Annotated in this window: 13 protein-coding genes; 12 read left to right on the top strand and 1 reads right to left on the bottom strand. The window is 45.0% G+C overall.

Features of this window, described 5'->3' with window-relative positions:
* Positions 1 to 73: 73 nt before the first annotated feature.
* Positions 74 to 796, bottom strand: a complete 723-nt coding sequence (locus tag K0H61_RS08275) for a DUF3334 family protein (protein ID WP_220052204.1) — start codon at positions 794 to 796, stop codon at positions 74 to 76.
* A 322-nt stretch (positions 797 to 1,118) separates the two neighbouring features.
* Between K0H61_RS08275 and K0H61_RS08270 the strand changes: the two genes are divergently transcribed.
* The 12 genes from K0H61_RS08270 (at position 1,119) to kdsB (ending at position 14,392) form a co-directional block, all read left to right on the top strand.
* A complete protein-coding gene (locus K0H61_RS08270) occupies positions 1,119 to 2,756 on the top strand; it encodes a methyl-accepting chemotaxis protein (RefSeq protein ID WP_220052203.1) in 1,638 nt (545 codons plus the stop codon).
* A gap of 174 nt (positions 2,757 to 2,930) precedes the next feature.
* Positions 2,931 to 3,326 (top strand): ACT domain-containing protein, encoded by a 396-nt coding sequence (locus tag K0H61_RS08265; RefSeq protein ID WP_220052202.1) that lies wholly within the window; start codon positions 2,931 to 2,933, stop codon positions 3,324 to 3,326.
* Positions 3,327 to 3,348: 22 nt separating this feature from the next.
* The gene (locus K0H61_RS08260) at positions 3,349 to 3,606 is read left to right on the top strand and encodes an HPr family phosphocarrier protein (protein WP_220052586.1); all 258 of its coding nucleotides are present in this window, start codon (positions 3,349 to 3,351) and stop codon (positions 3,604 to 3,606) included.
* A 32-nt stretch (positions 3,607 to 3,638) separates the two neighbouring features.
* A complete protein-coding gene (gene ptsP, locus K0H61_RS08255; protein WP_220052201.1) occupies positions 3,639 to 5,345 on the top strand; it encodes a phosphoenolpyruvate--protein phosphotransferase in 1,707 nt (568 codons plus the stop codon).
* A 67-nt stretch (positions 5,346 to 5,412) separates the two neighbouring features.
* On the top strand, positions 5,413 to 5,922 hold the full coding sequence (gene crr, locus K0H61_RS08250) for a PTS glucose transporter subunit IIA (protein ID WP_220052200.1): 510 nt from the start codon (positions 5,413 to 5,415) through the stop codon (positions 5,920 to 5,922).
* Between the two features lie 661 nt (positions 5,923 to 6,583).
* Positions 6,584 to 9,274: a TonB-dependent receptor gene (locus K0H61_RS08245; protein WP_258406032.1), complete on the top strand. Its 2,691-nt coding sequence runs from the start codon at positions 6,584 to 6,586 to the stop codon at positions 9,272 to 9,274.
* 181 nt (positions 9,275 to 9,455) lie between these two features.
* Complete coding sequence (locus K0H61_RS08240) at positions 9,456 to 9,800, top strand: ArsC family reductase (RefSeq protein ID WP_220052199.1); 345 nt, start codon at positions 9,456 to 9,458, stop codon at positions 9,798 to 9,800.
* The gene (gene dapE, locus K0H61_RS08235) at positions 9,797 to 10,948 is read left to right on the top strand and encodes a succinyl-diaminopimelate desuccinylase (RefSeq protein ID WP_220052198.1); all 1,152 of its coding nucleotides are present in this window, start codon (positions 9,797 to 9,799) and stop codon (positions 10,946 to 10,948) included. The genes K0H61_RS08240 and dapE overlap by 4 nt, the downstream gene beginning before the upstream one ends.
* Before the next feature lie 41 nt (positions 10,949 to 10,989).
* Positions 10,990 to 11,700 carry a M15 family metallopeptidase gene (locus tag K0H61_RS08230; protein WP_220052581.1) on the top strand — a complete coding sequence of 237 codons (711 nt, stop codon included), beginning with the start codon at positions 10,990 to 10,992 and terminating at the stop codon, positions 11,698 to 11,700.
* 35 nt (positions 11,701 to 11,735) lie between these two features.
* Positions 11,736 to 12,605 (top strand): alpha/beta fold hydrolase, encoded by an 870-nt coding sequence (locus K0H61_RS08225; protein ID WP_220052580.1) that lies wholly within the window; start codon positions 11,736 to 11,738, stop codon positions 12,603 to 12,605.
* Between the two features lie 230 nt (positions 12,606 to 12,835).
* Entirely contained in the window at positions 12,836 to 13,453 is a 618-nt protein-coding gene (gene can, locus K0H61_RS08220; RefSeq protein ID WP_220052197.1) for a carbonate dehydratase, read from the top strand.
* A 192-nt stretch (positions 13,454 to 13,645) separates the two neighbouring features.
* Positions 13,646 to 14,392 (top strand): 3-deoxy-manno-octulosonate cytidylyltransferase, encoded by a 747-nt coding sequence (gene kdsB / locus K0H61_RS08215; protein ID WP_220052196.1) that lies wholly within the window; start codon positions 13,646 to 13,648, stop codon positions 14,390 to 14,392.
* The last annotated feature ends 66 nt before the right edge of the window (positions 14,393 to 14,458 follow it).

Below are 14,458 nucleotides of genomic sequence, written 5' to 3'. Positions count from 1 at the left end.
CATTAAGAAACGTTCAAAATGTCCCCCCAAGGGATGCTGATTAAGTCACAACAACCATACCTTCATTTTTCCGTTAAATACCCAATTCATCGAGTAAATCATCTGCATCCAAATTTGTCATGCCATTTGTCACACAGGGTTTGCCATCTGTCTGTGGCTTTATTGAATACCCGCTTGCCGCAGACTGTGTGCTCACACCATGGAGCTCGAGCAAACTATCAGGATCAAACTCCTCATCAAATTCAAACTCATCAAGTTTAATAAATTCGGTTTTATCCATGGCAAATTCTAAGTAAAACACATGGTTATTTTCTGTTTTGAATGAGACTCTTCTGGCAACTGCGTCATCGAGATTGGCATCGATGGAAATGGTAATTTCCTTATTGATGGTTAACATTTTTGGTTGGCTTTGGCTGATTGAGGTCTGCAACTCCTTGGATACCTTATTAATAAAGTCCCCAAGAATTTGGTTCATCAACTCACCCATCACATTTCCGACCTCATCGGACGTATGTGAAAACGCCAACTCCGCCTCGGGCATGCCCATGCTCAACATATAGCGCCGATAGAGCTCGATGGCGGCCTCGGAGGAGAAATTAATCACTACCAATCCTGAAAAACCACCATCAAAAATCGAGAAGCAACCTAAGTCAGGTTTTAGGCGAGTGCGACTAATGCTCTGTACCATGCCTGCGTGACTCACTAGGCTCCCAGTCGTGTTTGATAGCACGTGGGATACCGAATGGCATAACTTCAATAAAATATCATCGGAGCTTACGATCGTATTTGTTGACATATTGCACTCCCGAAGCTGTTGTTAAACTTATCTTGCGCAATAAAAGGCATTAAATCAAATAAAACAATTGATTAGCATCTTCTTGTTCACCCATGTTTATTGCGACTACAAACCACCGTTCGACAGGGGGTAGTAAGGATAGACCAATCCACATTTTAGTCGCTTAGGATACGCATTTTGGGTTGTTGGGCTGTATTTTCTGCTCAAGATCAAATATCTGAAATATTGTTAACCTCTGAACATAAGATTTAACCGTTTGCAATTCTCTTAAATTCATTTGCTGGGTTATAGTGATGCGCAAAATTCCCTGCTAAGGAAGATTATGATCCCCTTATTGCGCCAATTAACCATCCTGCAACGCCTCATGATGATGTTGCTGTTAGCCGCCATCGGTACTGTTTGCTTTGCCAGTTTCTCCATCAAAGAACAATATCACCATCTTATCGATCAAAAATGGCTTCAAATTGATGGACAACTGGGCAGCGTAATGAGTTTACTCAATGTGTATCAGCAGGATGTCATCAAGGGAAAATACAGTGAACAGGAAGCCAAAACTGCAGCTGCCGAGATGATTAATCAACTGCGCTATGCGGGTATCGGTTATTTTGTGTTGATTGACGACAATAACCAAATCCTTGCCTACGGTGAACGCCAGGATTTAATTGGGACTTCTGCCCTGTCCTTTAAGCTTCCCAATGGCAGCAATCCACTGGCCACCATGCTGCCACTTGCACGTCAAGCAGGTAAAACCCAGCTACAATATCCCATCTCAAATCCAATGACCCACGAAATGGATGATAAATTAGCGGAGGCACACTATTACCCTCAATGGGGTTGGACGATTCTAACGGGTGCCTATTTAAGCGATGTAAAGCAAGGGCTTAAAGAGGTTATCATCGATTACCTTATTATAATGTTGCTTATCTCCGTGCCGATTTTCGTCTTCTTTTTGGTACTTAATCGCTCTATTACCGCGCCGTTAAATGATGCCATTGACGCCCTTAAAGACATTGCCCAAGGTGAGGGTGATTTAAGCCAACGGCTCAATCCCAAGGGTAAAGATGAAATTGCTCACCTCGCCGTCGCGTTTAACCTGTTCGCACAAAAAATTGGCGATATGATTGGGCACCTTCAGCCCCTTGGCCATACCTTAGATACTGATGCTAAACAATTAATGCATTCCGTTGAAGAATCAAACCGCAGTGCAGAACACATTCACCGAGAAACGGGTAGTGTTGCCACCGCTGTCACCCAAATGCTTTCGACTACCCATGAAATGGCCCGGAATACCCAGCAAGCGGCCGATGCGGCGACAAGTGTTAAACAGCAGGCACAACAAAGTCAGGCTGTGATTGATAACACGGTCGAAAATACCGAAAAGCTGGTTCAGGAACTGAGAGCGTCAGAACTGATCACCCAAAATCTGGGAAAAGCATCGACGCAAATCGGCAGCATCTTAGATGTGATCCGTAATATCGCCGATCAAACCAATCTGCTGGCTCTCAATGCCGCTATTGAAGCGGCTCGGGCTGGCAGCCATGGCCGTGGTTTTGCGGTAGTAGCAGATGAAGTGCGTGCCCTAGCTAATCGCACCCAAGACTCAACCAATGAAATTCAAACCATCATTAGTGATATTCAATCAGGCGTAGAATCGGTAATGACGAGTAACGCGGCCACGCAAACTCAATCGGCTCAGTTACAGGCAAAAGCCCATGAAGCAGGCACAGCGATGGCGACGATTCTCGAGCTGATTGCCCATATCAGTGATATGAACACCCAACTGGCCAGCGCTACTGAGGAGCAAAGCTTAGTGACGGAAGAAATTAACCGTAATATCTGCACTATTTCGGAGCTTACGCAAGTAGCGGTAAATTCGAATGAAACTAATCAGCATGCGGCGCAGTCTCTTCGAGCAATAAGCCAAGATCTAGCCAGCACACTAGGCCAGTTCAAAGTCTAGCCTCAGACCTAAGCACGGTTTCGCCAAAAAGGATGGCGATGAGCGTATTTAAGCCATTCTTGGTTTGAAAAAGACCTCGCCACAGAATGGGTAAATCATCCCACCGACCGTCGATTCATGCTATAAGGTATGGTGCAATCCGACAAATACGTTATTGCCGATTAAGGAGCGCCAATGCGCATGACCTTAGCCGTTCATTCACGGCAGTATACTATTCATAGTTTCAGCCCAAATGCCGAGCTTCCGAGCCAAGTCTTTGCTGAAGAAGTGTATTTTATTGGTAAAACCGAAGAAGGATTAACTTTAGTCATCTCGAGCGAAGTTGAATTAGACAGTCTGGAACAGGAAACCGATTGGTGTTGTTTGGAAGTATTAGGTCCTTTGGGTTTTTCAATGACGGGGATCCTTTCAAAAGTCTCAGGCACTTTAGCCGATGTCCAGATCAGTATATTTGCGCTATCAACCTTCGATACCGACTATATTCTCGTTAAAAAAAATCGCCTCACTAACGCCATTGCCGCCCTAAAAAAAGCAGGTTACCAGATTATTGAATCGAGTGATGCGAACTAATTTGCTTATGAGTCAAGCCAGTATGTACGAAAAGTCTGTCACTATCACCGCAAAACATGGTATTCATACCCGCCCTGCCGCTTTATTAGTAAAAGAGGCAAAGACCTTTGATTGCGATGTGTTAGTCGAATGTAATGGTAAGCAGGCCAGCGCGAAAAGCCTGTTCAAACTGCAAACACTTGGCCTTTACCATGGCGTTACCGTCAGGGTGTTTGCCGAAGGTGAGCAGGCAGAACTCGCCGTCAACAGGGTATCCGAACTGCTGATCACCCTGAGTTAATTTGTTGCGATACATCGTTGATAGGAATCAATATGTCGATCACTGGGATCATAGTGTCATCGGGAATTGCCTTTGGAAAGGCATTGCACTTAAACCATAGCGAAACACACCTCGACTATCGTCCTATTGCCCTTTCTCGGATCCCAGAGCAACAACGCCAATTCGATAAGGCCCTGCAAAACCTGCAGCAACAATTAAGCCTAAGCCAGGCAAACCTTGCACCAGAGAGTGAAAATTATCAGCTTATCGAGGCGGATTTACTGCTACTGGAAGATGAAGACTTAAGTGAACAAATTAAGGATGCCATCGGCACCTTACAATTATCTGCAAGTGTTGCGGTGGAGCGCATTTTTGCTCACCAAGCCAACGAACTTGAAGCTTTAGATGATCCATACCTTGCTAATCGCGCCCAGGATGTACGCTGCTTGGGGCATCGCTTAGTCAGTGCGATTCAAGGGCATTTACAACAAAGCTTAGAGAACCTTAATGAACCCACGATTTTATTAGCACAGGATCTCACCCCCGCCGAATTTGCCCTGCTGCCAAAAGAACAGATCAGCGGCATTGTACTTAAAACTGGCGGACTGACCAGCCACACCGCGATTTTAGCCAGAAGCGCGGGGATACCGGCGCTCCTCAGCTGTCAATTCGATGCGCAGATCATCCCAAACGGCACCCCCCTTGTACTCGATGCCCTAACGGGTCAATTGCATATCGACCCGAATAGCGAGCAGCAAAATGCGTTAAATCACACTTTAGAGCAGGAACGCGCAAGACGAGTTGCCCTTCAGGCTTTTAGGGAAGTTGAGACCCAAACCCAAGATGGCCATCCCATTAAACTGCTGGCCAATGTCGGTAATCTTAACGATATTACCCATGTGAGCGAGGCAGGCGCCGATGGTATCGGGCTCTTTCGTACTGAATTTATGCTGATGCACACCAGCACCCTGCCCGATGAAAAGGCGCAGTACAATCTGTACTGTGAAGCACTGCATGCCCTTGGCGGTAAAACCTTTACCATACGTACCTTGGATATTGGCGCCGATAAAGAACTCCCCTGTCTTAGCCAAGAACCGGAAGACAACCCCGCACTCGGGCTGAGGGGATTACGCTATACGCTCGCCAATCCCGAATTGTTTAAGACGCAGCTAAGGGCCATTTTAAGGGCGGCCAACCATGGACCCATCCGTTTAATGTTCCCTATGGTAAATCAGGTAGAGGAGCTTGATGAGGTGTTCAAACTCATCGGCGAATGTAAGGATGCCCTCGAGGATGAAGAAAAGGGCTATGGCGAATTGAGTTATGGCATCGTCGTCGAAACCCCTGCGGCAGTGCTCAATCTTAGCGCCATGTTGCCAAAACTCGATTTTGTCAGTATTGGTACAAATGATTTAACCCAATACGCGATGGCCGCGGATAGAACCAATCCCAAACTGACGCGGGATTATCCCTCGCTATCCCCCGCCATACTACAGCTGATTAAGATGACGATAAGCCAATGCCAAGGGTTTGGGGTTAAAGTCTCTCTTTGCGGCGAACTTGGCAGTGCGCCGCATACGGTGCCGCTGCTGTTAGGGATGGGGCTAGATGAACTGAGCGTGAATTTAAATGCGTTACTTGAGGTCAAAGCGACGATCTGTCAGGGGCAAATGGCATCGTTCAAGGCTTTAGCAGAAAAAGCATTGAAGCTAGATCGCATTTCGGCACTGCAGCAATGCATAACAAGCTATAAATCCTAGAACTTATTGGTTATGCTGGGTTTACGCGCTAATGACAAAATATAATATGCGAAAGGGGCAATAGAATATGGGTTTTTTAAGCCGAATTAGGCGACTCGTCTCAGGACAGCCCAATTTAACCGGTGGGGTCAAGATTTACGCTCCTGTCAACGGGGAAATTGTCGCGATTGAAAAAGTCCCCGATGTGGTATTTGCTGAAAAGATTGTCGGTGATGGCATCGCAATCGCCCCAAAAGGCGATACTATCGTGGCACCAATCGATGGGACCATTGGAAAGATTTTCGAAACTAATCACGCCTTTAGCATTGAGTCCCCCCAAGGTTTAGAACTGTTCGTGCACTTTGGCGTAGGCACAGTCGAACTGCGGGGTAATGGCTTTAGCCGCCTTGCCGAAGAAGGACAACAGGTTAAAGTGGGCGATCCCATTTTATCCTTTGATATTGAATACCTTAAAGACCAAGTAGACAGCTTACTTACTCCTGTCGTGCTGGCGAATATGGAAGATGTGAAATACCTCGACAAGGCGCAGGGCAGTGTCGAAGCTGGTAAAGATGTGATCTTTACTGTTCAAATGTAATAAATCGAACATTCCAGCGTGTTAAGGCGCCAATATACAAATATAACGCAAGTACTTGCAGCCAGTCATTATGGTAATCATTATAACCATAATGACTTCAGAATATTCAGTCTGCACTTCAAACGCTTCGCACCACACATATACCTGTTCGCTGTTGTTAAGATTCATGCCATGTTTGATAAATTTTCATTTATATACACGCAAAAATATTATGACGTGTATTTAGCATAAAGTATCAGTGAAACCATATTTTTAACCATATCAGGTTAATTAAATAACTTTACAAGTAAAATCTATAATTTTGTTTTGGTGATATTCTCTAACTGACTATAATCGACTAAAATGTTCAATAATCATTCAATTTAATTCGTAAATTTTTACAGAAAGGCTATTGGGTAAAATTTAAACATTTAATTCATTAACATCAAATAATGAATATTCTTAATTGAATATTCATTATTTTTACGCCCCAGTTGTTGCAAAATTGTATATTTCAATTGCGTAATTACTCACTAAGAACCTCGCCAATTCAACAGATGAGTATTTAAATGAAATGTCACACCCAAAAAAACAAACATTAATACAACAATTTTAACATTAAACTCTATTGTCATATTTTTATTTAATGATAAATTCAAGCCGCTTGGATAGGATTATTTATTTGAATCTCACCAAAGCTATTAATAATAAATATATGGGAATGAAGATAATGACAACGCAATCAACCGTAGCAAAAGCGGTTCGCTTTGGCTTGTTAGCCTTAGCATCAGCATCAGTAACTCCATTTGTAGTAGCCGCTGAACAATCAGCAGCTAATGAAGAAAAAGTAGAACGTATTGAGGTAACTGGTTCACGTATTAAACGCACAGATATGGAAAACGCCGCACCTATCGTTGTAGTCAGTGCTGCAGACATTGAAAAAGGTGGTTTTAACTCAGTACAAGATGTACTAGGCAACTTATCACAAAATGCTGGAGGTTCAATGACGCAGCAAGAAGTACACGGTTTTACGCCTGCAGCTTCTTCGGTCAATTTACGAGGCGTTGGCGCAGGTCGCGTGTTAACGCTTATCAACGGTAAACGCGTACCTAAATATCCTTTTGGGGCGGGTGGTACAAGCAGCTTTGTAGACACTGCAAATATCCCATTAGGCGCAATTGACCGTATCGAAATTTTAACATCAGGCGCTTCAGCTATTTACGGCTCTGATGCTATGGGCGGTGTAATTAACTTCATTCTGAAGAAGGACGTTGAACAAACGACCTTTAAATATCGAATATCAGATACCGATGATGGCGGATTACAAACTAATCAGTTCTCCTTTATGACAGGTGTCAGCAGCAATACTGCTAACCTAACATTCTTTGCTGAGTACGAAGACCGTGAAGCCCTAAAAGGCACCGATAGAGATTGGGGTACCGATATCCCAGTTGAAGGTCATCCATATGCCACATTTAGTAGTTATGGAGCAAACCTATTTACCGGCAATAAGCTCTTTAAGAGTATTAGTGAAGACGACTGTCAATCACGCGGTTACGAAATATTATCAGGTGGGAGATGTGGTTTTGACCGCTCTAAGCAACGTGATTTCTCACCCGAGCAAACGCGTTATTCAACCATGGTCAATCTGACAAAAGAATTAAACGACAATCATCAACTGTATTCGCGTATCGACTATACCCATGCATCCACCTATACAGAGATTGAATCATCAACGGTAGGCACTGATTACATGTTTAATGTAGCTGGTGATAATGTAACCATTAGCAGTGCAGACCTCGGCACTTCTCTCACTTATAATAAGGCAACGGCATTTGGTGGTGACTTTGCCGATGCAGAGGATGGTGATTACTACTACACGCGCCGTATGTCAGAACTGGGTCCTCGCGCAACAGATTTCACTACCGACAACTTTTCTTTCGTTATTGGTGCAAAAGGCGCTTTAACTGAAGAAATTGAATATGATACGTCTTGGGCTATTGCTCGTCAAAAAGTCACGACTCTGGGTACAGGCTTCCCTACGTATCAAAGTATGTTTGATTATCTCACTTCAGGCACAGATGGGAAATCCTTACTGGATATTATCAGTGCAGAAGATGCTGAATTAATTGACTATCAACTATCTAAAGACGGTCAATCGACACTTTCTACCTTCAACGCAGGTATCAATGGCGAAGCCTTTGAATTACCTGCTGGTGCAGTAGCGTACGCTGCAGGTATTGAATACGGCAAAGAGTGGTTTTACGACCGTTCTGATAGCATGTCATCCGCTGGTAAAGTCATCGGTAAAGGTGGTAGCAGTGCAGCGGGTGAAAGAGAGCAATACTCTGGCTACACCGAACTGGCCGTTCCTGTTATCGATGATTTAACTGTTACCCTAGCAGGTCGTTATGACTACTATGATGACGAATCCGATGTGGGTGGCCAATTCAGTCCGCAAGTGGCTGTCGAATATCGACCAGTAGAAAATCTACTGCTACGTGCCTTGTACGCCGAAACCTTCCGTGCACCAGATATGCAACGTTTGTTTGGTGACCCAACATCTGCGTATTCTACCGTACTCGATCCTCAAAACAATTATGAGAAAATTGAATCTTTAGATATTACCGTTGGCTCAAACATGGAGCTGGATGCTGAGACAGGCAAAAACTATAACCTCGGTTTTGTTTGGGACTACAATAACTTCAACGTCACTATGGATTACTGGATTGTTGATATCAGCAACATAGTCAGCAGCCCTTCTGCTCAATATATCCTCGACCACGAAGATGCCTATGCTGATAAAGTCTTCCGCGATGCAAATGGAAAGTTATTATTAGTTAACACTCAGGCGATAAACATGGCCTCTAGAGAAACCTCAGGTATCGACTTCTCTGTAGGTTATCGCTACGAACTGACTAACTATGGTGAATTAAGTGCGCGTTTCGAAGGCTCTTACATGTTGAAATGGGATGAGCAACTGACGCCTGATTCAGAAACTCTTGATTTGATTGATGGCGAAGATTCTGCACCACAACTGCGTGCAAATCTAAACTTGGGGTGGGCGTATAATGACTTTAGTAGCAATATCCTAATCAAGTATATTGATGGTATGAATGGATATAACATGGATTACTTCATTGAGAAGGGTTACAACGAAGATTATCCAGTTACTGTGAAGAGCCATACAGAAGTTAACCTTGCAGCAAGTTACATTTTAACCGATGGAGTTAAACTATCAGGCGGGGTGAATAACTTATTCAATGAAGGCCCAGAAGTGGACTGGACATACAACAGCTGGCCACACTATTCACGTTCCTACTACAATGACGTAGGCCGCGAATACTATATGTCAGTTGAAATGACCTTCTAATTTAAGGGTAAATTAAATCTGAATTTTAAAAGCCGAAGCAAATTGCTTCGGCTTTTTGTTTCTCCAAGATTTAAATCTACTCTCAATATTTCTTCCATTCTTCTTGAGACAATCACTTCACAATGCCACAATGCGAGCAAAATCAAAGCGTGCCCTAACGCCTTTCATCAGGAGCATCACCTTGACCCTATTTGGCATTAAAAACTGCGATACAGTGCGTAAAGCCCGTAAATGGCTAGAGCAACACCAATTACCCGTGGCCTTCCACGACTTTAGAGAAGATGGCTTAGCAGCAGCCGAGCTCACCACTTGGTGCAGCACCCTAGGCTGGGAAACCGTATTTAACAAACGCAGCACCAGTTTTCGTGAGCTTTCTGATGCCGATAAAACTGATATCGATGAAGCTAAAGCCATTGCCCTGATGTTAGCTCACCCTACCCTTATTAAACGCCCAGTATTGGTCGTTGGCGAGCAAGTGCTCGTTGGCTTTAAAGAAGCAGATTATAAAAAGGTCTTCGCACTATGACCCACGACAATACAAACGAGCAGTACCCCGTAACCGAATTGACCAAGGAGCTGATTGCCCGTCCCTCGGTCACGCCCTTAGATGAAGGTTGCCAAACCCTGATGGCCGAGCGCTTATCTGCCATCGGTTTTAACATCGAACCCATGGTATTTGAAGACACCACAAATATGTGGGCTCGCCGTGGCAACGATGGTCCCGTATTTTGTTTTGCCGGTCATACCGATGTGGTCCCTGCTGGCGATATCAGTCGCTGGCATACTCCACCATTTGAGCCGACTATCATCGATGGTTATCTCTATGGTCGCGGCGCTGCGGATATGAAGGGCTCATTGGCGTCAATGGTTATCGCCACCGAGCGTTTTGTGGCCAAACACCCAAATCATCCTGGTTCTATTGCCTTCCTCATCACCAGCGATGAAGAAGGTCCGTTCATTAACGGTACGACACGTGTAATTGACACCTTAGAGGCGCGCAATGAAAAAATCACGTGGGCGTTAGTGGGCGAGCCTTCATCGACCCTGAAACTCGGTGATGTAGTGAAAAACGGTCGCCGCGGCAGCTTAACTGCCAATTTGACTGTCAAAGGTATTCAAGGGCATGTTGCTTACCCGCACCTTGCACTCAACCCGATTCATACAGCAGCCCCCTTCTTAGCTGAGCTCAGTAAAACCCATTGGGATAACGGCAACGAGTTCTTCCCGCCCACCAGCATGCAAATTGCCAATATCAATGGCGGTACGGGCGCATCCAATGTGATCCCTGGCTCACTGGAAGTGATGTTTAACTTTCGTTACTCCACCGAAGTGACCGCTGAGATGTTAATTGAGCGTGTCGAAGCGATGCTCAAAGCCCATGAATTGGATTATGATATCGCATGGATATTCAATGGCCGACCTTTCCTAACTGGGGAAGGCCCACTGCTGGATGCGACCCGTCATGCGATTCGTCAGGTCACGGGCTACGATACCGATCCACAAACCACGGGGGGTACATCTGACGGTCGCTTTATTGCACCCACGGGTGCCAAAGTACTGGAATTAGGGCCGGTTAATGCCACCATTCATAAAGTAAATGAATGTGTGAACATCGATGACCTTGAGCAACTCGCCCTCTGCTACGAGGTGATTTTGGAACAACTATTGTGCTAAATGGCAAATGCCTTAATACCGGCGATGAAACGGCTGAGTTGCTGAATATTAATAATCCCCAGCTCTACGGGCTCGCGTCCGAAGGCTTAGTCGACTATATCAGCCCGTATCACGGCACCGCTAACAACGCTGACCACACGCGTTTTTTCCTCGAAGCACAAACAGCCAATGCGTTTAATGCAATGGCGGCAAGGGCGTTAGAGGATGGTATAAAACTGGGCATTTGCTCTGCCTATCGCAGTTTCGATAGGCAATTGGCGATTTGGAATGCTAAGGCCTCGGGTAAACGAGTCGTTCTCGATAAAAAAGAGTTACCTGTAGATATTTTAGGTCTGAGCGACACTGAACTCGTCGACACCATACTATTATGGTCGGCCCTGCCCGGCGCCTCTCGGCACCACTGGGGAACGGATCTCGATGTATTCGATGCTAACCAAATTGAAGTTTCTTCGCTGGGTTTAGTCGAGGCCGAATACACAGGATCTGGCCCCTGCGCTAAACTGCATATCTGGCTCAAAACCCATGCCAAAGACTTTGGGTTTTATTTCCCATTTCAGCCTAACCTAAGTGGTGTGAGCCCTGAGCCATGGCATATCAGTTATTTTCCACACTCACAGGGCTTATTAGCTCAATTCGATACCCAAGCACTCGCTCAAATTATCGCAAATAGTGACATGCGATTAAAAGATGCCGTGCTGGCTCGATTAACAGAATTAGTCAATGAATACGTAAGACGGGTAGCACAGCCTTAACCATTTTCAATGGCAACCTCATCACAATGTTGAAGATGCTAAACCGTCACAATCAATCATTTAAAGTAGGTGTTATGGATTTTTCTATATATCGTCAACAAGTTAACATCGACAATAAACAGTTAAGTTATCTTGATATCGGTTCGGGTCCAGTTTTGCTATTTGGCCACTGTTTCCTTTGGGACAGCCTCATGTGGGCGCCCCAGATCGAAATGTTGAGTCAACATTATCGCTGTATTGTGCCCGATCTCTGGGGGCACGGCGCATCCGACAGCATGCCGGAAAATACCAAAAGCCTACTCGATATTGCCGAGCACATGCTTCAGCTGATGGACAGCTTAGGCGTAGCCGAATTTAACCTGATTGGTTTATCTGTGGGGGCTATGTGGGGCGCCGAGTTAGTGCTTAAAGCCCCTGATCGAGTCAAATCCATCGTCATGTTAGACAGCTTTATTGGATATGAGCCCGAAATTACCCGCACTAAATACTTGGCTATGCTAGATAAAATCCAAGCCGAAGGTAACATCAGTACCCCGCTTATTCAGCAAATTTCACCGTTGTTTTTTGCCGATAATGCATCGATTGACTCAGCACAAATCGTTGAACAGTTTGAGCAATATCTCGCGTCATTAAAAGCAGAGCAGTTAGGCCCCCTAATCGACCTTGGCAGACTAATGTTTAGCCGTCGTGACACGATGGATTTTGCCGAGCAATTCACCCTACCCTGTTTAATCATGGTGGGTATCGAGGATAAATCCCGCACGGTACTGGAAAGCTACCTAATGCACGATGCCATCGATGGCAGTGAATTTGTACATATCCCCAATGCTGGTCATATCTCGAATCTAGAACAGTCAGACTTCGTTAGCGCTAAAATCAGTGATTTTTTAGCCCGCCTGAACTAGAGCTTTTTAGATTCAATAAAATTAGACACTTACACTATTAGGGAACACTGGCATCCACCAATAATCCACATAAAAGATCAGTGCTGTTTTTTAGATTATGTTTTGTCAACTTGATAGATTGGATAGACCAGAGAAAGATAATTTACTGGTATACTCATTGGCGAAACGTGCTGCTTACATTTCATAGGGCAATACCACATTTTAATATTACGATAAAACAATAGGTTAAAATGAAACTTCTCAAACCCTTATTCGATAATAACCGCCGCTGGGCTGGACGCATTAGCCAAGAGCACCCTGATTTCTTCGAGCAATTGGCCAAACAACAGAACCCTGAGTATCTGTGGATTGGTTGCTCCGACAGCCGTGTGCCTTCTAACCAAATCATCGATTTAATGCCGGGTGAAGTCTTTGTTCACCGTAATATCGCCAACATGGTGATCCACACCGATCTTAACTGCTTATCCGTACTGCAATATGCGGTCGAAGTGCTAAAAGTGAAGCACGTTATGGTAGTAGGTCACTACGGTTGTGGCGGTGTACGTGCCTCTATGGGCAATCAACGCCTAGGGTTAATTGACAACTGGTTAGGTCATATTCGCGATGTGTATCGTATGCATCAGCAAGACTTACTCAAACTAGATGAAGCCGAACGTTTTGATCGCCTGTGTGAACTGAACGTTATCGAGCAGGTGGCAAACGTAGTTAACACCACTATCGTGCAAGAAGCTTGGGCCCGTGGTCAGGATCTGGCAATTCACGGTTGGATTTACGGCATCGACAATGGTTTATTAACCGATCTGGATGTGACTATCGACCGTGAACAGGGTTTAGCGACTAAAGGTTAATCCCTATCATCCCCGCAGCATCCTTCGATAAAACCTGCCTCTGGCAGGTTTTTCTTTTGCATTTACCCCATTTAAGCATCGCTTGCACAATGCGACACAGTTATAATCCAAGCATTTACGAACGGTGCCCGATAATCTTATGCGGCTCAACGTTGTGCTAACCCTATGGGTCGATAAAGGTAGGATAATTAAATGAATGTGACTGTATTAATTCCCGCGCGTTTCGGTTCAAGCCGTTTTCCAGGCAAGCCACTGGCACTCATCAATGGCAAGCCGATGATCCAGCACGTGTTTGAACGCGCATCACTTGCCCAAGGCGTGACTAACATCTATATCGCCACCGATGATGAACGCATTAAAACCACAGTTGAAGGCTTTGGCGGTAAAGTCGTAATGACAGACTCAAACGCCGCCTCAGGTACCGATCGCATCAACGAAGCCAGTGAGATATTAGGCCTAGCTGAAACCGACCTTATCATTAACGTGCAAGGCGACCAACCCTTAGTTAACCCCCGCGCAATTGAACAACTGATTGAACTGTTTGCTAATCAACCGGGTGAGTTCGAGATGGCAACCTTAGGTTTTGAGCTTGAGGCTCAAGAAGAGCGCGACAATCCAATGAACGTGAAGATGGTGTTCGACAACAACGACTACGCCCTGTATTTCTCACGTGCGCGCATTCCTTTCGGCCGCGACACCAATGACTACCCAGTTTACAAACACTTAGGTATTTATGCTTATACTCGTCGTTTTGTGAATGCCTTTGCTAAGTTGCCCCTCGGTCGCCTCGAAGATCTTGAAAAACTGGAGCAACTGCGCGCACTTGAGCACGGTTACAAGATTAAGATCGCCATTACCGAGCCAAGCGCAGTTGAAGTGGACGTACCCGACGATATCCGTAAGTGTGAGGAATATTTAGCGCTGCAAACTACACGCTAAGGCTACTCTTACCCGTCATTGAATATGAGTGACTGGTTAAGCATTACTGTAAATATTGAAGTAGGA

The organism is Shewanella acanthi, assembly GCF_019457475.1.
Classification (GTDB): Bacteria; Pseudomonadota; Gammaproteobacteria; order Enterobacterales; family Shewanellaceae; genus Shewanella; species Shewanella acanthi.
Note: the sequence above shows the minus strand (reverse complement) of the source record. Positions and strands in the feature narration are given on the sequence as shown.

Bases quoted from the DNA above. Each gene is read 5' to 3' on its own strand.
- can (WP_220052197.1), top strand. From the start codon at position 12,836: ATGAAACTTCTCAAACCCTTATTCGATAATAACCGCCGCTGGGCTGGA.
- K0H61_RS08225 (WP_220052580.1), top strand. From the start codon at position 11,736: ATGCTAAACCGTCACAATCAATCATTTAAAGTAGGTGTTATGGATTTT.
- K0H61_RS08270 (WP_220052203.1), top strand. From the start codon at position 1,119: ATGATCCCCTTATTGCGCCAATTAACCATCCTGCAACGCCTCATGATG.
- K0H61_RS08265 (WP_220052202.1), top strand. From the start codon at position 2,931: ATGCGCATGACCTTAGCCGTTCATTCACGGCAGTATACTATTCATAGT.
- K0H61_RS08260 (WP_220052586.1), top strand. From the start codon at position 3,349: ATGTACGAAAAGTCTGTCACTATCACCGCAAAACATGGTATTCATACC.
- kdsB (WP_220052196.1), top strand. From the start codon at position 13,646: ATGAATGTGACTGTATTAATTCCCGCGCGTTTCGGTTCAAGCCGTTTT.
- crr (WP_220052200.1), top strand. From the start codon at position 5,413: ATGGGTTTTTTAAGCCGAATTAGGCGACTCGTCTCAGGACAGCCCAAT.
- dapE (WP_220052198.1), top strand. From the start codon at position 9,797: ATGACCCACGACAATACAAACGAGCAGTACCCCGTAACCGAATTGACC.
- ptsP (WP_220052201.1), top strand. From the start codon at position 3,639: ATGTCGATCACTGGGATCATAGTGTCATCGGGAATTGCCTTTGGAAAG.
- K0H61_RS08275 (WP_220052204.1), bottom strand. From the start codon at position 796: ATGTCAACAAATACGATCGTAAGCTCCGATGATATTTTATTGAAGTTA.